Source organism: Micromonospora tarensis (assembly GCF_016803395.1).
Classification (GTDB): Bacteria; Actinomycetota; Actinomycetes; order Mycobacteriales; family Micromonosporaceae; genus Micromonospora; species Micromonospora tarensis.
Window position 1 is genome coordinate 13,399 of the sequence record NZ_JAEVHL010000052.1, and the last position, 17,579, is coordinate 30,977.

14 protein-coding genes and 2 pseudogenes are annotated in these 17,579 nt (G+C 70.8%); 14 read left to right on the plus strand and 2 right to left on the minus strand.

The window, feature by feature from the left end; all coding sequences use genetic code 11:
• Nucleotides 1-5 precede the first annotated feature (5 nt).
• Both JM949_RS13375 and JM949_RS13380 read right to left on the minus strand, forming a co-directional pair.
• The gene (locus JM949_RS13375) at nucleotides 6-1,013 is read right to left on the minus strand and encodes a TAXI family TRAP transporter solute-binding subunit (RefSeq protein WP_203148829.1); all 1,008 of its coding nucleotides are present in this window, start codon (nucleotides 1,011-1,013) and stop codon (nucleotides 6-8) included.
• Nucleotides 1,010-3,439, minus strand: a complete 2,430-nt coding sequence (locus JM949_RS13380) for a TRAP transporter permease (RefSeq protein ID WP_203148830.1) — start codon at nucleotides 3,437-3,439, stop codon at nucleotides 1,010-1,012. Before JM949_RS13380 ends, JM949_RS13375 begins: the two co-directional genes overlap by 4 nt.
• Before the next feature lie 148 nt (nucleotides 3,440-3,587).
• Here JM949_RS13380 and JM949_RS13385 point away from each other — a divergent pair, with 148 nt between their 5' ends.
• From JM949_RS13385 to JM949_RS13445, 14 genes and pseudogenes are all read left to right on the plus strand, one after another.
• Nucleotides 3,588-4,520, plus strand: a complete 933-nt coding sequence (locus JM949_RS13385) for an ABC transporter ATP-binding protein (protein ID WP_203148831.1) — start codon at nucleotides 3,588-3,590, stop codon at nucleotides 4,518-4,520.
• Between the two features lie 553 nt (nucleotides 4,521-5,073).
• Nucleotides 5,074-5,166: pseudogene (locus tag JM949_RS39120) on the plus strand (helix-turn-helix domain-containing protein); the annotation flags it as partial.
• A 58-nt stretch (nucleotides 5,167-5,224) separates the two neighbouring features.
• Nucleotides 5,225-5,851, plus strand: a complete 627-nt coding sequence (locus JM949_RS36990) for a DUF5753 domain-containing protein (protein WP_309232150.1) — start codon at nucleotides 5,225-5,227, stop codon at nucleotides 5,849-5,851.
• Nucleotides 5,842-6,033, plus strand: a complete 192-nt coding sequence (locus JM949_RS13395; RefSeq protein ID WP_203148832.1) for a DUF397 domain-containing protein — start codon at nucleotides 5,842-5,844, stop codon at nucleotides 6,031-6,033. The genes JM949_RS36990 and JM949_RS13395 overlap by 10 nt, the downstream gene beginning before the upstream one ends.
• 210 nt (nucleotides 6,034-6,243) lie before the next feature.
• On the plus strand, nucleotides 6,244-7,032 hold the full coding sequence (locus tag JM949_RS13400; RefSeq protein WP_203148833.1) for an ABC transporter permease: 789 nt from the start codon (nucleotides 6,244-6,246) through the stop codon (nucleotides 7,030-7,032).
• Nucleotides 7,033-7,075: 43 nt separating this feature from the next.
• A complete protein-coding gene (locus JM949_RS13405; RefSeq protein WP_203148834.1) occupies nucleotides 7,076-7,882 on the plus strand; it encodes an ABC transporter permease in 807 nt (268 codons plus the stop codon).
• 64 nt (nucleotides 7,883-7,946) lie between these two features.
• Nucleotides 7,947-8,972, plus strand: a complete 1,026-nt coding sequence (locus tag JM949_RS13410; protein ID WP_203148835.1) for a YihY/virulence factor BrkB family protein — start codon at nucleotides 7,947-7,949, stop codon at nucleotides 8,970-8,972.
• A gap of 260 nt (nucleotides 8,973-9,232) precedes the next feature.
• Nucleotides 9,233-10,411, plus strand: a complete 1,179-nt coding sequence (locus tag JM949_RS13415) for an ROK family protein (protein WP_203148836.1) — start codon at nucleotides 9,233-9,235, stop codon at nucleotides 10,409-10,411.
• Between the two features lie 222 nt (nucleotides 10,412-10,633).
• Nucleotides 10,634-12,142, plus strand: a complete 1,509-nt coding sequence (locus tag JM949_RS13420) for a sugar ABC transporter ATP-binding protein (RefSeq protein ID WP_203148840.1) — start codon at nucleotides 10,634-10,636, stop codon at nucleotides 12,140-12,142.
• Nucleotides 12,139-13,266 (plus strand): ABC transporter permease, encoded by a 1,128-nt coding sequence (locus JM949_RS13425; protein ID WP_203148837.1) that lies wholly within the window; start codon nucleotides 12,139-12,141, stop codon nucleotides 13,264-13,266. The genes JM949_RS13420 and JM949_RS13425 overlap by 4 nt, the downstream gene beginning before the upstream one ends.
• A 99-nt stretch (nucleotides 13,267-13,365) precedes the next feature.
• Nucleotides 13,366-14,418, plus strand: coding sequence for a substrate-binding domain-containing protein (locus JM949_RS13430; RefSeq protein ID WP_203148838.1), 1,053 nt, complete (start codon nucleotides 13,366-13,368; stop codon nucleotides 14,416-14,418).
• 54 nt (nucleotides 14,419-14,472) lie between these two features.
• A pseudogene (locus tag JM949_RS13435) lies at nucleotides 14,473-15,647 on the plus strand (Gfo/Idh/MocA family protein).
• Nucleotides 15,648-16,198: 551 nt separating this feature from the next.
• Entirely contained in the window at nucleotides 16,199-17,362 is a 1,164-nt protein-coding gene (locus JM949_RS13440; RefSeq protein ID WP_203148839.1) for an inositol-3-phosphate synthase, read from the plus strand.
• Nucleotides 17,346-17,579, plus strand: a 234-nt coding sequence (locus tag JM949_RS13445; protein ID WP_238433097.1) for a UbiA family prenyltransferase, incomplete at its 3' end; no start/stop codon positions are given. The genes JM949_RS13440 and JM949_RS13445, both read left to right, overlap by 17 nt.

Below are 17,579 nucleotides of genomic sequence, written 5' to 3' on the forward strand. Positions count from 1 at the left end.
CCGGGTCAGTTCGCGCCGAGATCCTCAAGCGCCTTCTGGGCGCCCCGATGCAACGGCACCGGCTCGGTTTTCCGGGCGGTCTCCAGCGAGATCCCCCGGGCCGCCGGGTTCGCGCGGGCCAGCGTGTCCCGCTTGTCGAACACCGTCCGGGTGATCGCGCACGCGACGTTGGCGTCCAGGTCCCTACGGACCAGCAACACATTGGGTACGACGATGGTCGGGGTGTCGGTCGCTGTCCGGTACGCGTCCCGGCTGATCGTCCCGGCCTGGTAGGCGGGGCTCAACGCGGTCATCTTCGGCAGCAGCGGCGCGATGTCGACGAACGTCACAGTGTCACCGGCGGTGGTGAACAGGTCGGTCAGACCACCGGTGGGCAGGCCACCGGACCAGAAGAACCCGTCGACGCTGCCGTCCTTGATGCCCTCGACCGTCTTGGTGAGGTCGAGTCGCTGCGCCCGGACGTCAGTGGCCGGGTCGAGGCCGGCGGCCTCCAGCAGCCGGTTCGCGATCACCTCGGTGCCGGACTTCGGGGAACCGGTGGAGATCCGTTTGCCGCGCATGCCGGCTACCGAGGTGATCCCTGCGTCCTTGCGGACCACTACCTGCGTGTAGTTGTCGTAGATCCGGGCCAGCGCCTGCACCGGCTGGGGTGCGGTGAAGCTGCCCCTGCCCTCGACCGCGTTGACCGCAGTGTCGAAGAGCGAGAACGCCACGTCGTACTGGCCGCTGACCAGCTGCTCGACGTTCTGCACCGAGGCGCCGGTCTCGGCGGCGGTGCCGGTGAGCTTGCCGCCGGTCGCCCCGGACAGCTGCCCGGCCAGGGCGTTGCCGACCACGTAGTAGACGCCTGTCGCGTTGCCGGTGGCGATGCCAACCCGGGTCTCCTTGGTGACCTCGCAGGTGACCTCGCTGGCCGTGTCGTCGGTGGCCGCCCCGCCCTGCTGACCTCCGCAGCCCGTGACGAGGGCGAGCACGCTCAGTCCCGCCGCCAGCCGTACGTCGATTCGTCTCACAGTTTCTCCTCCACGGGATTGGACGATTGTCGGGCGGCGGATCGGTTTCGCAGGAACACACCGGCCGCCGCCACGGTCGCCAGCGTCGCGCCGAGGGCGACCGGCACGGGTTCGAGCCAGAGCACTGTGACGCCGGCGAGGGCGCCGAGCACCCGCTCCGGGACGCCGGCCGGCCCCACGCCGGGCAGCCAACCACCGGCGGCGACGGCGAGCACCGCCACGCTGAGCGCGGTGACCACGGCGGCGAAGGCGATCCGCTGGACGCCGCCGATGCCGAGCAGGCCGAGCCCGGCCGGCGTGATGACGAAGGCGATCGGGGTCAGGTAGGCCGGCAGCGCGTACCGCAGGGTCTGCCACATGGTCGGCACCAGCCGACCGCCGGTGACCGCGGCGGCGGCCACCGCGGCGAGCGCGGTCGGTGGGGACACCTCGGACAGCACCGCGAAGTAGAAGACGAACATCGCCGCGGCGGGCGCGGTCACGCCCAGGTCGAGCAGGGCCGGGCCGACGATCACCCAGCCGATCACGAACGAGGCGGTGACCGGCACGGCCAGGCCCAGCAGGCTGAGGGCGACGGCGGCGAGCAGCGCCGTGAGCACCAGGACCAGCGTCGGGTCCGAGGTGGCCGCCTCCGCCCCGCCGATCAGCAGCGCCGCCGCCTGCGGCCCGAGGCCGGTCTTCGTGGTGGTCGCCGTGATGATGCCGGCGGCGGCGCAGACGGCGGTGACCGCCAGCACCCCGCGTACGCCGGTGACCAGCGCGGTCACCAGCCGGGCCGGGGTGAGCCGGTGCGCGCGATCCAGGTACGACAGGACGACGGTGAGGACGATGGCGAAGACGACCGCCCGCGTCGCGGAGACGCCCACCGCCAGGAACACGATGATCGCGACCAGCGAGGCGAAGTGGTAGCCGAACCGGCCCAGCAGCCGCCAGGGGGAGGTCACGTCGAGCGCGACCGGGCGTACCCCGGAACGGCGGGCGTCGATCTCCACGGCGAGCAGGATGCCCAGGTAGTAGAGCACCGTCGGCAGCGTCGCCCAGCCCAGCACCTGGAGGTACGAGACACCCAGGTACTCGGCGATGATGAACGCCGCCGCGCCCAGGGTGGGCGGGGAGAGGATCGCACCCACCCCGGCCGCGGCCAGCATGCCGCCGGCCCGTTCCGGGGGGTAGCCGGCGCGGCGCAGCAGCGGCCAGGTGACCGCGCCGATGCTCACCGTCGTCGCCGCGCCGGAGCCGGAGACGGTGCCGAGCAGGAAACCCGAGGCCACCGCCGTCCGACCGGCTGCGGTACGGGAGCGCCGGAACGCCGCTGCCGACAGCTCGACGAAGAACCGCCCGGCCCCGGAGAGCTCCAGCGCCGCGCCGTAGATGGTGAAGAGCACGATGTACGAGGCGGCCACGTCCAGCGGGGTGCCGTAGAAACCGCTGTCGGAGTTGTAGAACGCGTCCACCAGTTGGCTGAAGTCGAGCCCGGCGTGCGCGACCGGCCAGGACTGCGGCAACAACCCGCCGTAGTAGCCGTAACCGAGAAACAGCAGGCAGACCGCCGGCAGGATCCAGCCGGTGGTGCGCCGGCACGCCTCCAGCAGCAGGAGCAGCAGCACGGTGCCGAGCACCAGGTCCGTCGGCGCGAGCAGGCCCTGCCGGTCGAGGAAGGCGTTGTAGCCGCCGCCCCCCGTGCCGATCGGGAACGGCAGGACGGGATAGAGGCAGGCCGCCACGGTCAGCGCGGCCAGGACCCAGTCGGTGGCGGTGGGCCGGGTCGACCCGGTCAGCCGGGGGCGGCCGGTGCCGGTGCCCCTGTCGCCGCGTTGTCGCGGGATGGGCAGCCGGGCCCATCGCGGGAGGTCGGCCGGGTAGGCGAGGAAGACCAGTGGGAGCACGCCGGCCAGAAAGATGATCAGGTAATACTTGCTGCCCTGCGACAGCGGGCGGAACACCTGCCACAGGGCCAGCGCGCCGACCGCCACCGCCGCCACGCCGAGGAGCAGGCTCGCCGGTCCGGACAATGCCCGGCCGGGCTTCTCGTCCTCGAACTGGGCGGCCAGGTCCCGGGTCGCCAGCTCGGCCGGTCCGGTGGGCTGGTCGGGTCCTGCGGCCTTGACCGGTGCGGTCGGCTCGGCTGGTCCGGTCGGCTCGTCGGGTCCGGTGGGCTGGGCCGGTCCGGTGGGCTGGGCCGGTCCGGTGGGCTCGTCGGGTCGTGCGGCCTCGGCCGGTCCTGCTGCCTCGGCTGGTCCTGCTGCCTCGGCTGGTCCGGTGGGCTCGGCTGGTCCGGTGGGCTCGGCCGGCGGGCGTGGTCGGGGTGGCTCGTCGCCGAGGCTCGTGGTGGCTTCGTCGACGGCGCTCCTGGCAGGCCCGTCGGCGGGAGAGTTGGCTGGTCGGACGGGTGGCGACGAACCATCGGGCGCGCTGATGGGCGACACAAGGGGACGATACCTGTCGATTGGCGGGTACGGTGCGGCATTGATCGGCGTTTCGCTTCCGACCGCACGATCCTTGGGGCCGTACGGCTGGTCGGGTGGGCGCGTATTTGCGTGGAGGGGTGTCGGACCCGGCGGTTAGGGTCGGGCGGTGACTCCGGGGCGACCACTGATTCAGGCGCGCGGGCTGGTGAAGCGGTTCGGCGACTTCACCGCCGTGAACGGCATCGACGTCGAGGTGCAGTCGGGTGAGGCGTTCGGTTTTCTCGGGCCGAACGGCGCGGGCAAGTCCTCCACCATGCGGATGGTCGGCTGCATCTCGCCACCCAGCGGGGGCGAGCTGCGCATCCTGGGCATGGACCCGGTGGCCGACGGGTCGGCGATTCGGGCCCGCCTCGGGGTCTGCCCCCAACTGGACAATCTCGACCCGGAGCTGACCGTCCGGGAAAATCTGGTCGTCTACGCCCGCTACTTCGGCATCTCCCGCCGGGCCGCCCGGGACCGGGCCGCCGAGCTGCTCGACTTCGTCCAGCTCACCGAGCGGGCCGACAGCAAGGTGGAGCCGCTCTCCGGCGGGATGAAGCGTCGGCTGACCATCGCCCGCGCCCTGGTCAACGATCCGGAGATCGTGCTGCTCGACGAGCCGACCACCGGGCTCGACCCGCAGGCCCGGCACCTGGTGTGGGAGCGCCTGTTCCGGCTCAAGCAGCAGGGCGTCACGCTGGTGCTCACCACGCACTACATGGACGAGGCCGAGCAGCTCTGCGACCGGCTGGTGGTGATGGACGGGGGGCGGATCGTCGCCGAGGGCTCACCGCGGGCACTGATCGAGCGACACTCCACCCGCGAGGTGGTCGAGCTGCGGTTCGCCGCCGAGTCGCAGGAGCCGTTCGCCGGCAAGCTCGACGGGCTGGGGGAGCGGGTCGAGGTGCTGCCCGACCGGGTGCTGCTCTACGTGCCCGACGGCGACGCGGCGGTCACGCAGGTGGCCGCTCTGGGGTTGCAGCCGGCCAACGTGCTGGTGCGCCGCAGCAGCCTGGAGGACGTCTTCCTGCACCTGACCGGCCGCACCCTGGTCGACTGACCGAGGCTCGGCGGGTCAACTCGTAGATCTTGGACAGTTTCCGTCCTCTGCTGACGGAACTGTCAAGATCTGGTCAGGTCGTACGGGCCCTGGCCCAGGTGAGGAAGCGGTCGGTCAGCGGGTCGGCGTCGGTGAGGTCCCCGGTCGCCTCGTCGAGCAGCGTGGCAAGGTAGATGAGTAGACGGGTTCTCCCGGTATTCGCCGAGCAGTGCCAGGCGAGCCGGCGAGCAGGGCCACGCGGCGCCGCAGACCCGGCAGCGCCACGACGGGCGCGCCGCCACGTGCGGACGGTAGCGGGGCATCGAAGCCTCCCGTGGTGGTGAGCCGGCAGGGCGAGTCGTGCGGGTGGGTGGGAGCGCCCCGGATCGGGGGTCACGGGGCGCTCCCGGCCTGGTTCCGCCCGCCGTCCGATCCCGTGAGCGGTTCCGCTGCGTGACAGTCTGGTGACGACGCGACTACGGTGGGAGGTTCTGCACGCCGACGACCAGCGCGTACGGCGATCGGCCCGGCACGGTACGAAGATGTACGGAGGTTGTCCGTGGAGAGTTCGTCCATGCTGGAGCACTTCGCGGAGGAGTTGCGGCTGGCCCGGGCGACCAGTGGCCTGTCACAGGCGGCACTCGCCGAGGCGTTGAGCTATTCCGGCGCGCTGGTCGCCAAGGTGGAGACCTCCGAGCGCCGGCCGAGCCTCGACTTCGCCCGCCGTGTTCGCCGCCGACGGACGGTTCGAACGTATCCAACGGCGGATCAGCCGCGAGACCGTCGTGCCGTGGTTCCGCGACTGGGCCGGCATCGAGCAGGAGACCACTGCCCTGCGCTGGTTCGAGCCGCTGTGCGTGCCAGGTCTGTTGCAGACCGAGGGGTACGCCCGCGCACTGCTGACCGGTGGCGGGTTGTTCGCGCCTGACGAAGTCGAGCAACACGTGGCGACCAGGCTCGACCGGCAGGGACTACTCACCCGCGATCGACCACCGCTGATCTCTGCTGTCGTTGATGAGCACGTGCTGCGTCGCGACGTCGGTGGGCCAGAGGTGATGCGCGAACAGATTCAGCACCTCGTGAAACTCGGTTCGGTGTTCCCGAGGGTGCGAATCCAGGTCGTGCCAACCCTTGCCGGTGCCTACGCCGGCCTCGGGGGGCCCTTCGTGATCGCTACGTCGCCTCCGGGGGAGGACCTCGTCTACCTCGCTGGCCAGCGTCACGGCCAGGTTATCGACCGATCCGAGTACGTTCGCCAGATGGTCGAAGTGTGGGAGTCGATCCGGGGTGAGGCACTATCGCACGGACAGTCCCTCGACCTCATGGCGGAAGTGGCGGAGACATGTATCTGACCGGTGCCCGGTGGCGCAAGAGCATTCGTAGCGGCCCGGACGGTGGCAACTGTGTGGAGGTTGCCGACAACCTGCCGGGGCTGGTGGCCGTCCGCGACTCCAAGGATCCCGCCGGTCCGGCGCTGGTCTTCACGTCCGACGCGTGGCGCAGGTTCGTCGGGTCCGACTCCGTCCACCGGTAGGCGTCACCAGGCCGCCGCGCCGTCCCGACAGCCGCCGCCGTCGCTGCGGTCTGCTGATCGACTCGGCTTCCAGGAAGTCGGGGCTTCCCGCGGCGGTTGACACCCCGACTTCCTGGAAGCCGAGTCGAACACGACGTAAACGGGTCGCGGTCTGTCGTACCTGCGGGGTAGACAGGTCGTGGTCGGCACGGTGGGGTGGAGGCGGTCGCGGTGAGTGTGACGGGATCGGCGCGGTTGCCGTGGGTGCCGGCGTGGGCGGTGTTCGAGCACTACCTGGTCGGTCTGCGGCGCACCTGGCGGGCGGGGGTGTTCTCCTCGTTCCTGTTGCCGACGCTGACGGTGCTCGGCTTCGGGTTCGGCGTCGGGGCGTACATCGACCAGGGGGTCGGCGGGGTGCGTTACCTCGACTGGCTGGTGCCGGGGTTGATCGCCTCGACCGCGCTCCAGGTGACGGTGGGCGACTCGACCTGGCCGGTGTTCAGCAACTTCCAGTGGGTCAAGACCTACTTCGCGCAGAGCGCGTCGCCGTTGCGGGTGGGCGACATCCTGGCCGGGCACCTGGCCTTCGTGCTGTTCCGGGTGCTCACCACGATCGCGGCGTTCCTGCTGGTCACCGGGTTGTTCGGGGCGCTGCGGTCGCCGTGGGCGGTGGCCACCCTGCCGGTGGTGGCGCTGCTCGGGCTGGCCGCCGCCGCGCCGACCTTCGCGTTCGCCGCGTCGGTGTCCAGTGACAGCTGGCTCGCCATGCTGTTCCGGTTCGCGGTCATCCCGATGACCCTGTTCGCCGGGGTGTTCTTCCCGGTCGAGTCGCTGCCCGACGCGCTGCGCTGGCTGGCGTACGCGACGCCGCTGTGGCACGCGGTGGACCTGTGCCGCGCGGCCACGCTCGGTGTCGGCCCGCAGTGGTCGGCCGTCGGGCATCTGCTCTACCTGGCCGCCTGGGCGGTCGCCGGCTGGTTGCTGGCGCTGCACGCGTTTCGCCGCAAGCTCGTCGTCTAGCAAGCACACTCGTCGTCTCAGCGAGCACCCTGAAGGGGTTGTCGTGGTCACACTGATGCTGCCCCGGCTGGTCGACGTCTCCGCCGCGTCCCGGCGGTCGGCGTCGGTGGTCGAGCGCAACGTCGCGGCGCTGAAGTCGGTCTACTGGCTGCTGCTGCTCTCCGGCTTCGTGGAGCCGCTGCTCTACCTGCTCTCCATCGGGGTGGGCGTCGGCGCGCTGGTCGGCGACCTGCCGTTGCCCGACGGGCGGCTGGTCTCGTACGCCGAGTTCGTGGCTCCGGCGATGCTGGCCTCCTCGGCGATGACCGGGGCGCTCGCGGAGACCACGTTCAACTTCTTCGGCAAGATGAAGTACATGAAGCTGTACGACGGGGTGATCGCCACCCCGGTACGGCCGTTCGAGATCGCCGTGGGTGAGCTGGGTTGGGCGATGCTGCGGGGCAGCACCTACTCGGCGGCGTTCCTCGGGGTGATGGTCGCGCTGGAGCTGACCAGCGTCACCCGGGCGTTGACCGCGCTCCCGGCCGCGGTGCTGGTCGGGTTCGCGTTCGGGGCGATCGGCATGGGGATCTCCACCTTCATGCGCAGCTGGCAGGATTTCGACCTGATGGGCTCGGCGCAGTTCACCCTCTTCCTCTTCTCCGGCACGTTCGTGCCGGCGCAGGCCTATCCGACGGTGCTGCACTGGCTGGTCGAGATCACTCCGCTGTACCGGTCGGTGCATCTGATCCGTGGGGTCGCGCTGGGCGGCGACTGGTTCTGGCTGCTCGACGTGCTCTACCTGGTGGCGATGTTGGTGGTCGGTCTGCTGGTGGCCTCGCGCCGGATGGGCAGGTTGCTCTACAGGTAGGGGTTATCCGAGCCCGTCGACGGGGCATCTCCGGGGGTGACACCGCCGACGATGAGGAGGGGCGATGGCCTCGGACGAGTCTTCCGCCCAGCGGGAGCGTGAGCACGATCCCGCCAGTGCGCCGGTCGGGCCGGACGCCGGACCGGACAGCCCCACCGACCTGCCCGGCAGCGGCTGGAAGGCGGCGCTGCGCCGAACGATCACCGAATTCCAGGACGACAGCCTGACCGACTGGGCGGCGGCCCTGACCTACTACGGGGTGCTGTCCATCTTCCCCGGCCTGCTGGTGCTGATCTCCCTGCTCGGCCTGCTCGGCGAGAGCGCCACCGAGGGTGTCAAGGACACCGTCAACCAGGCGGTGCCAAACGACAGCATCAGGCAGATCATCGAGGGCGCGATCAATACCGCGGACAGGAACGGTGGCCTGGCCAGCATCGCGGCGATCGTCGGTCTGTTGGCCGCCTTCTGGTCCGCGTCCGGCTACGTCGGTGCGTTCATGCGTGCGTCCAACACCATCTACGACGTGCCGGAGGGGCGGCCGATCTGGAAGACGCTGCCGATCCGGGCCGGTGTGACAGCGGTGATCGGCGTGCTGCTGCTGGTCTGCGCGGTGATCGTGGTCTTCACCGGCCGCCTCGCCGAGTCGGTGGGCGATGTGATCGGGCTCGGCTCGACGGCGGTCGCGGTGTGGGACGTCGCCAAGTGGCCGGTGCTGCTGATCCTGGTCAGCCTGATGTTCGCGATCCTTTACTGGGCCTCGCCGAACGCGCGGCACGGCGGCTTCCGCTGGGTCAGCCCGGGCGGGGTGCTGGCCGTGGTGATCTGGCTGGTGATCTCCGGCCTGTTCGCGTTCTACGTGAGCAACTTCGGCTCGTACGACAAGACGTACGGGGCGCTGGCCGGGGTGATCATCTTCCTGGTCTGGCTCTGGCTGAGCAACATCGCGATCCTGCTCGGTGCCGAGTTCGACGCGGAGCTGGAGCGCAGCCGGGCGATCTCGGCCGGGCACCCGGTGGACGACGAGCCGTACGTCGAGCTGCGCGACGACCGCAAGCTCCGCAAGAAGCGAAACTCCGCCGCTCGCCGCTGACCTCCCGGAGCAGTCGCCCCGCCACCGAAGATCGGCTGGCGGGGCGATTTCGTGTTCGTCGATAGAACTGCACGCGAGGGCTCGCGGGCAGTCCGTGATCCTTTCCTTGATCGACTAGTAGCTTTTGTTCTTTCGGACAAAAGTTGGTCTCGGAACGGTTGAAGCTCTGGACAGGCGGCGTGGAACGCTCCTACTGTGTCGGACACAACACATCGGCATTGCGTCGATGTGAACGATGCCAATTCAGAGGGGGCTCCCCGGTGCGGACGGTCGACCCCCTGCACGTGCGACTGTTGCGGTTGCTCCGCGACGAGGGCGCCGTGTCCCGGGCCGAGCTGGGCGATCGTCTCCAGATGCCGCGTCCGCGCATGCTGGCCGAGCTGGATCGTCTGGTCGCGCTGGGGTATGTCGCCGAGGCGGGGCTCGCCGCGTCCCGGGGTGGTCGACGCTCCACGCTCGTCGAGCTGAACCCGCAGCTCCGCTTCGCCGCCGTCGACCTGGGCGCCAGCTCGATGGACGTCGAGGTGGTCAACGGACGGCTCGAACCGGTCGCGCACTACGCCGAGGCCGCCGACATCCGCAACGGACCGAAGGTGACCCTGCAACGGGTCAACGAGTTGCTGCACAAGGCCCGCGTCGACGGCGCGTACGAGCGACTGGACGCGGTCGGCATCGGTGTGCCCGGGCCGGTCAGCTTCCGCGACGGCGTCCCGGTCTCGCCACCGATCATGCCGGGCTGGGACCGGTTCCCGGTGCGCGAGCTGCTCAGCCGGGAGCACGGCTGCCCGGCGGTGGTCGACAACGACGTCAACATCATGGCGATCGGTGAGCGGCACGGCGGGGTGGCCCACTCGGTGGACGACTTCCTCTTCGTGAAGATCGGCACCGGCATCGGCTGCGGCATCTACCTCACCGGCGAGGTCTACCGGGGCACCGACGGCTGCGCCGGCGACATCGGCCACATCCAGGTCGACTCGCACGGTCCGATGTGCTCCTGCGGCAACGTCGGTTGCCTGGAGGCGCTGTTCAGCGGCGCCGCGCTGGCCAAGGACGCGCTCGCCGCCGCTCGCAGCGGGGTGTCGCCGGCGCTGGCCGAGCGGCTGGCCCTGCGCGGCGTGGTGACCGCCCAGGACGTCGCCGAGGGCGCCGTCGAGGGTGACGTGAGCTGCATCCAACTGATCCGGGACGGCGGACGGCGGGTCGGCGGAGTGCTCGCCGGCCTGGTCAGCTTCACCAACCCGTCGATGATCGTGATCGGCGGCGGGCTGGCCCAGCTCGGGCACATCCTGCTCGCCGAGATCCGCAGTGTGGTCTACCGCCGGTCGCTGCCGCTGGCCACCGGCAACCTGCCCGTCGTGCTGTCCGAACTCGGTGGTCGGGCCGGTGTCGCCGGCGCCGCCGTGCTCGCCAGTGACGTCGCCTTCGGGGAGGCTTCGTGAGCGCGAGGAGTGAGCCGGGTTTGCGAGCCCCGCAGTCGCGAACACGAGAAGGCACTGTGACGTCACCGACGCCAGCCGGGGCCGTCGTGCGGCTGACCGAAACCCGTCGTGAGCGAGGAGGAGACTGTGGCTCTGCCCGAGGATGACCCCGCCACCGCGTCGGCCGAGGCCGCCGCCGAGGCGCCGCTGGTCGAGGCTCCGGCCGACACCGTCGCGGGCGAGGTGGTCCTGCGCCTCACCGACCTGGTCAAGACCTTCCCCGGCGTACGCGCACTGGACGGCGTGCAGCTGGAGGTGCGTGCCGGCGAGGTGCACTGCCTGCTCGGGCAGAACGGCGCCGGCAAGTCCACCCTGATCAAGGTGCTCGCCGGGGTGCACCAACCGGACTCCGGGCTGGTGGAGTGGCGCGGCGAGCCGATCAGCTTCGCCAACCCGCAGGCCGCGATGCGCGCCGGTATCGCCACGATCTACCAGGAGCTGGATCTCGTCGAGGATCTCTCGGTCGCGGAGAACGCCTTCCTCGGTCACGAATACCGCCGCTTCGGGTTCATCCGGCGCGGCAGCATGGCGCGGCACACCCGGCAGATCCTCGGTCGGCTCGGCCACGGCGAGATCCCGCCCGGGCGGATGGTCCGGTCGTTGCCAGCGGCCGGTAAGCAGATCGTCAGCATGGCCCGTGCGCTGTCGCACGAGGCGCGACTGATCATCATGGACGAGCCGAGCGCGGTGCTGGCCCACGACGAGGTCGGCAACCTGTTCCGGATCATCCGGGAGCTGACCGCGCAGGGCATCGCCGTCATCTACATCTCCCACCGGCTGGAGGAGATCCGCGAGATCGGCGACCGGGTCACCGTACTCAAGGACGGCCGGACCACGGCGGCCAACCTGCCGGCGCGCGACACTCCGACCCGCGACCTGGTCAGCCGGATGACCGGCCGGACCATCGAGTACGTCTTCCCGGACCACCCCACCGACGACACCGCGGGCGCCGAGCTGCTCCAGGTGGAGGGGCTGACCCGCACCGGCGAGTTCGCCGACGTCTCGCTGACCGTGCGGGCCGGGGAGATCGTCGGCATCGCCGGCCTGGTCGGCTCCGGCCGGTCCGAGCTGCTGGAGACCATCTACGGCGCCCGGCTGGCGGAGGCCGGCACGGTGCGGATGGACGGCAAGGTGCTGCGCCCCGGCGTCGGCGCGGCGGTGCGGGCCGGGATGGGCATGGCCCCGGAGGAGCGCAAGAGTCAGGCGCTGCTGCTCGGTGAGCCGATCTACCGCAACGTCACGCTGGCCACCTTCGGCCGGTACGCGCGGCTCGGCTTCACCGACGCCGCCAAGGAACGCGCGGAGGCGGACCGGATCGCCGAGACCCTGGAGCTGCGGCCCCGGGACGTCGACCGGCCGGTACGCACCCTGTCCGGCGGCAACCAGCAGAAGGTGGTGGTCGGGCGCTGGCTGCTCGGCGGCACCAAGTTGTTGCTGCTCGACGAGCCCACCCGGGGTGTGGACGTGGGCGCGCGGGCTGAGCTTTACCAAGTCATCCGCTCGTTGGCCGCCCAGGGCGTCGGGGTGCTGCTGGTCTCCAGCGAGGTGCCCGAGGTGCTCGGTCTGGCCGACCGGGTGCTGGTGATGCGGGAAGGGCGGGTCGTCCGCGAGGCCGCGGCCGGCGAACTCGACGAGAACACTGTGCTTGACCTCGTGATGGCGGGGTCCTTGATGGAAGGCGCACCGGCATGAGCGACGCGACTCCCACTCCCACCGCGACACCGGAGCGCCCGCAGCTTCCGGCGCAGTCGCCGCCGGTGGACCCGGCGGAGACGGCGGTGGCCGGCGACAAGGCTGCGGGCGCGGGCCGGCTCTCCTGGTGGCGGGGTGACGGCGGCGACGGCGCGAAGCGCAACCTCGGCCTGATCGGGGTGCTCGCCGCGCTCATCGTGGTCGGCGCGATCACCAAGCCCGACCTGTACGGCGACCCGAACTGGGTCTGGAACAACGTCCTGGCCATCCTCCAGCTCGCCTCGGTCGTCGGCGTGGTCACCGTCGGGATGACCTTCGTGATCATCGGCGGCGGCATCGACCTGTCGGTCGGGGCGATCGTCGCGCTGGCCGGTGTCTGGTGCACCACGGTGGCCACCCAGAACTACGGCGCCGGCGGCATGATCTTCACCGCTCTGCTGGTCGGCATCTGCGTCGGCCTGGTCAACGGCGTGCTCATCTCGTACGGCCGGTTGGTGCCGTTCATCGCGACGCTCGCGATGCTGGTGGCCGCCCGTGGGCTCGCGGCGTCCATCTCCAACAAGCAGACCCAGGTGTCGAGCAGCACCTTCATCAACGACATCGCCGCCCGCAAGGTGCTGGGGATTCCGATCCTCGTCTACATCCTCGGCGCGGTGGTGGTGGCCGGCTGGGTCCTGCTCAACCGGACGACCTTCGGCCGCCGGACCATCGCCGTCGGCGGTAACCCGGAGGCGGCGCGGCTGGCCGGTATCAACGTCCGCCGGCACACCATGCTGCTCTACGCGCTCTCCGGGCTCTGCTGCGGCATCGCCGCCATCATGCTCACCTCGCAGGCGACCTCGGCGCAGGCGGCGATGGCCAACCTGTACGAGCTGGACGCGATCGCCGCCGCGATCATCGGCGGGACGCTGCTCAGCGGTGGTCGGGGCACGATCGTCGGCTCGCTGCTCGGCGTCATCATCTTCGCCACGATCACGAACCTCTTCGCCATCAACGGCCTCTCCATCGAGGCGCAGAACATGGTCAAGGGCGGCATCATCGTCGCCGCCGTCCTGATCCAGCAGTTCCAGTTCAAGTCCGTCACTCGGCTCCTCGCGCGGAACAGGGTCACCACCGCAACCTGACGCACCGCACCGTTGTCCCTGGCCACGTCGCGCGATGCCGACGGTGGCCGGGCCTCGCACACCCTCATCAACAAATAATCCGCTCCCAGGAGGTCGTTCATGACCCAGCACAGTCGCGACCTGTCGCGCCGCCGGTTGCTCTTCGGTGGAGCCGCAGTGGGCGCCGCCACCCTGCTCACCGCCTGCACCAGCAACGAGACGCCGGCGGCGAGCACCCAGACCAAGGCCGCCGGAAACAGCGAAGGCAACAACGCCCCGGGTAAGAAGGTCGTCATCGGCTTCTCCGCCCCGGCCGCCGACCACGGCTGGATGGGTGCGATCCACGCCAACGCCAAGGCCCAGGCCGCGGCGTACTCGGACGTGGAGTTCAAGGAGGTCGACGGTGGGTCGAACTCCGAGGCCCAGCGCTCCACCCTCGGCACGCTGATCGCCCAGAAGCCGGACATCATCGTCGTGCTGCCGCACGACGGCAAGGAGGTCAACGCCGTTGCCCTTCAGGCGATGCAGGCGGGCATCCCGATCGTGAACCTCGACCGGGCCTTTCCGGACGCGCTGGCCTCGCGGCTGGTCATCAAGGGTGACAACTACGGCATGGGCGTCTCGGCCGGGCACTACATCGGCAGGCAGCTCAAGGACAAGGGCGTCGCCAACCCGATCATCGGTGAGATCGCCGGCCTGGAGATCCCGCTGACCGTCGAGCGCAGCGCCGGCTTCGCGGCGGCCCTGGCTACCTACGGGTTCAAGGTGAACAACCGCCGGTCGGCCGAGTTCACCTCGGACAGCGGCCAGCGTGAGGCGGCCCAGCTGCTCCAGGCGCTGCCGAAGATCGACGCGATCTGGAACCACGACGACGACCAGGGCATCGGCGTGCTCGCCGCCGTCAAGCAGGCCAACCGGTCGGAGTTCTTCATGGTCGGCGGCGCGGGCTCCAAGCTCGCCATCGAAGCGATCAAGGCCGACAACACCGTGCTCAAGGCGACTGTCACCTACAACCCGTCGATGGCCTCCTCGGCGGTCTCGCTCGCGCGGCTCATCGCGCAGGGTCGGGGCCTGGGCGACCTGACGGAGCTGCAGGTGCCCAAGGAAGTGACGCTGGCCTCCGAGACGATCACCAAGGAGAACGCGAGCAGCTACGACAAGCTCGGGTTCTGACATACCGGGGGGAGACCCACCTTGTCCACGACAGACAAAGAACTGCGGATCGGCATGGTCGGCTACGCGTTCATGGGCGCCGCGCACTCGCAGGCGTGGCGCACCGTGAACCGCGTGTTCGACCTGCCGGCGCGGGCCCGGATGGCGCTGATCTGCGGCCGGGACAGCGCGAAGGTGGCCGATGCCGCCGACACGCTCGGCTGGGACGCGTACACCACGGACTGGCGTGATCTGATCAACCGGGACGACATCGACGTGGTCGATATCTGCACCCCGGGCGACAGCCACGCCGAGATCGCCCTCGCCGCGTTGGCCGCCGGCAAGCACGTGCTGTGCGAGAAGCCGCTGGCCAACACGGTGGAGGAGGCTCGGGCGATGACCGCCGCGGCGGACGTCGCCCGGGCCGCCGGAGTGCGGTCGATGTGCGGGTTCAACTACCGCCGGGTCCCCGCGGTCACGATGATGCGCCAGTTGGTCGCCGACGGACGACTCGGGGTGATTCGACACGTCCGTGCGACGTACCTCCAGGATTGGATCGTGGACCCGCAGTTCCCGCTGGTCTGGCGGTTGCAGAAGGACAGGGCGGGCTCCGGCGCGCTCGGCGACATCGGTGCGCACATCATCGATCTGACCCAGTTCGTCACCGGCCAGCGGATCAGCGGGGTCAGCGCGGTCACCGAGACGTTCGTCAAGGAGCGGCCGTTGCCGGCCGAGTCGAGCGGTCTGGCGGCCACTGTGGACGGCGGCACGGCGCCCACCGGCCCGGTCACCGTCGACGACGCCGCGGTCTTCGTGGCCCGGCTCGACGGTGGCGCGCTGGCCACGTACGAGGCGAGCCGGTTCGCCACCGGCCGGAAGAACGGTCTGCGCGTCGAGATCAACGGCTCGCTGGGCAGCGTGGTCTTCGACCTGGAGCGGCTCAACGAGCTGGAGTTCTACGACGCCACCCGGCCGGCTGCCGAGCAGGGTTTCAGCCGCATCCTGGTGACCGAGGGCGAGCACCCGTACATGTCGGCGTGGTGGCCGCCGGGCCACATCATCGGCTACGAGCACTCGTTCACGCACGAGATGCGCGACTTCATCGAGGCGGTCGCCACCGGTGCCGACCCGACTCCGTCCTTCGCCGACGCGTTGCAGGTCCAGCTGGTGCTGACGCGGTGGCCCGGTCGGCGGAACTCGGTTCCTCCTGGGCCGAGGTGGAGCCGGCGCTGACCGCGGCGGTCGCCTGACCATTGATCATCCGCGACGGCGGTGTCCGCACCGCCGTCGCCCGACCGGCTTTCCGGAGCCGACCGGCGAGGGACCAGCCGCGGATTGCGCCCCGCGGTTGGGACAGAGGTCGGCGTCGGAGAGCGTGCAGCCGGGCCGTACGGCCCGGTGGCGCACGAGCAGGACGGTCGTCCGGTGCGTCCGGACCGGGATTCCCCGGCCGCACCGGAGGACCGCCACCACTGGTGGAGATTCGAAGGACCTGATGGCACCGCTCGCCGTGGCGCGGTGGCCTGAGACGTCCGGCCGGGGTACGCCCCGGCTGGTCGGATGCGGGGGAGGCAGGGTCGAGACGCCGACCCGACCCTGCCTACCAGCCCCGTCTGCCCGTACCCGTGCCGGGGATCGGTCCGACGTCGTCGCCGCCGACGCCGACGTCGGAAACCGGTGCCGTTCCGGTGCGGGCGGGTGGACGGGGCCCATCCGTTCCAGGCCGTAGCTTTCCGAAAATTATTCTGATATTCCTATATTTAGCAGTACCGACGGTTCCTCCTGGATGGGAAGGAGCACCATGCGAACAGGTGTCTGGCTGGTAGGAGCGCGCGGTTCCGTCGCGACCACCAGCATCGTCGGGGGGCTCGCGCTGCGAGCCGGCCTGGCCGGGCCCACCGGCTGCGTCACCGAGCTGCCCGAGCTGCGCGGTCCCGCTCTGCCGGCCTTCGCCGACCTGGTCTTCGGCGGGCACGACCTGGCCACCACCCCGCTGTGCAAACGCGCCGAGACGCTGGCCGACGCCGGTGTCATCCCCTGGCGGTTGGTCGCCGCGCTCCGCGACGAGCTGGGCACTGTCGAGCAGGAGCTGCGGCCGGCGCCGACCGGCGCCAGCCAGGCCGACCGGGCCGCCGCCGTGGTCCGCGACCTCACCAGCTTCCGCGAGCGGCACGAGCTGGACCGGGTGGTGGTGGTCAACGTCTCCGCCACCGAGCCGGCCCCTCGACCGCACCCGGGGCACACCGACCCGATCGCACTGCGCGCCGCCCTCGACGGGCCGGACGAGGTGCTGCCGGTCAGCTCCCTCTACGGCTACGCCGCGCTGCTGGCCGGCTGCCCGTACGTCGACTTCACCCCGTCCACCGGGCTGCGCCTGCCGGCGCTGGCCGCGCTGGCCGAGGAGGCCCACCTGCCGTACGCCGGGCACGACGGCAAGACCGGGGAGACACTGGTCAAGTCGGTGCTCGCGCCGATGTTCGCGATGCGCAACCTGGCCGTCGGCTCGTGGTCCGGGGTCAACCTGCTCGGCGGTGGCGACGGCGCCACCCTCGCCGACCCGGCCGCGAACGCGGCAAAGGTGCAGAGCAAGCAGCGGGTGCTCGGCGAGACGCTTGGCTACGTCCCGCAGGGCGGCACCCGGATCGAGTACGTGGAGGAGCTGGGCGACTTCAAGACCGCCTGGGATCTGATCACCTTCACCGGCTTTCTCGGCACCGGCATGCGGATGGAGTTCACCTGGCACGGCTGCGACTCCGCGCTGGCCGCGCCGCTGGTGCTCGACCTGGCCCGGCTCACCGCCGCCGCGCACGCCGCCGGGCGGGTGGGGCCCCTGGCCGACCTGGGCTTCTTCTTCAAGGACCCGCTGGGCACGCCCACCCACTCGCTGGGCGAGCAGTGGGCCCGGCTGACCGCGTTCGCCCGGCAACTACACGGCGGGGACGGTACCCATGACAACGTTGGCTGACCTCGCCGAGCTGGTCCGGGCACCGGCCGCGCTCTCCGTCCCCGGCGACGTGATCGCCGGGGCGGCGGCGGCCGGCGCGTTGGGTCCCCGTACGCCCGGCCTGGCCGGTGCCTCGGTGCTGCTCTACTGGGCCGGCATGGCCGCCAACGACTGGTCCGACCGGCGGCTGGACGCCGTGGAGCGGCCCGAGCGGCCGATCCCCAGCGGGCGGATCACC

What these genes read in the sequence shown, in the direction of transcription:
- JM949_RS13395 (WP_203148832.1), top strand. Translation starts at nt 5,842, where the DNA reads ATGTATCTGACCGGTGCCCGGTGGCGCAAGAGCATTCGTAGCGGCCCG.
- JM949_RS13410 (WP_203148835.1), top strand. Translation starts at nt 7,947, where the DNA reads ATGGCCTCGGACGAGTCTTCCGCCCAGCGGGAGCGTGAGCACGATCCC.
- JM949_RS13425 (WP_203148837.1), top strand. Translation starts at nt 12,139, where the DNA reads ATGAGCGACGCGACTCCCACTCCCACCGCGACACCGGAGCGCCCGCAG.
- JM949_RS13430 (WP_203148838.1), top strand. Translation starts at nt 13,366, where the DNA reads ATGACCCAGCACAGTCGCGACCTGTCGCGCCGCCGGTTGCTCTTCGGT.
- JM949_RS13440 (WP_203148839.1), top strand. Translation starts at nt 16,199, where the DNA reads ATGCGAACAGGTGTCTGGCTGGTAGGAGCGCGCGGTTCCGTCGCGACC.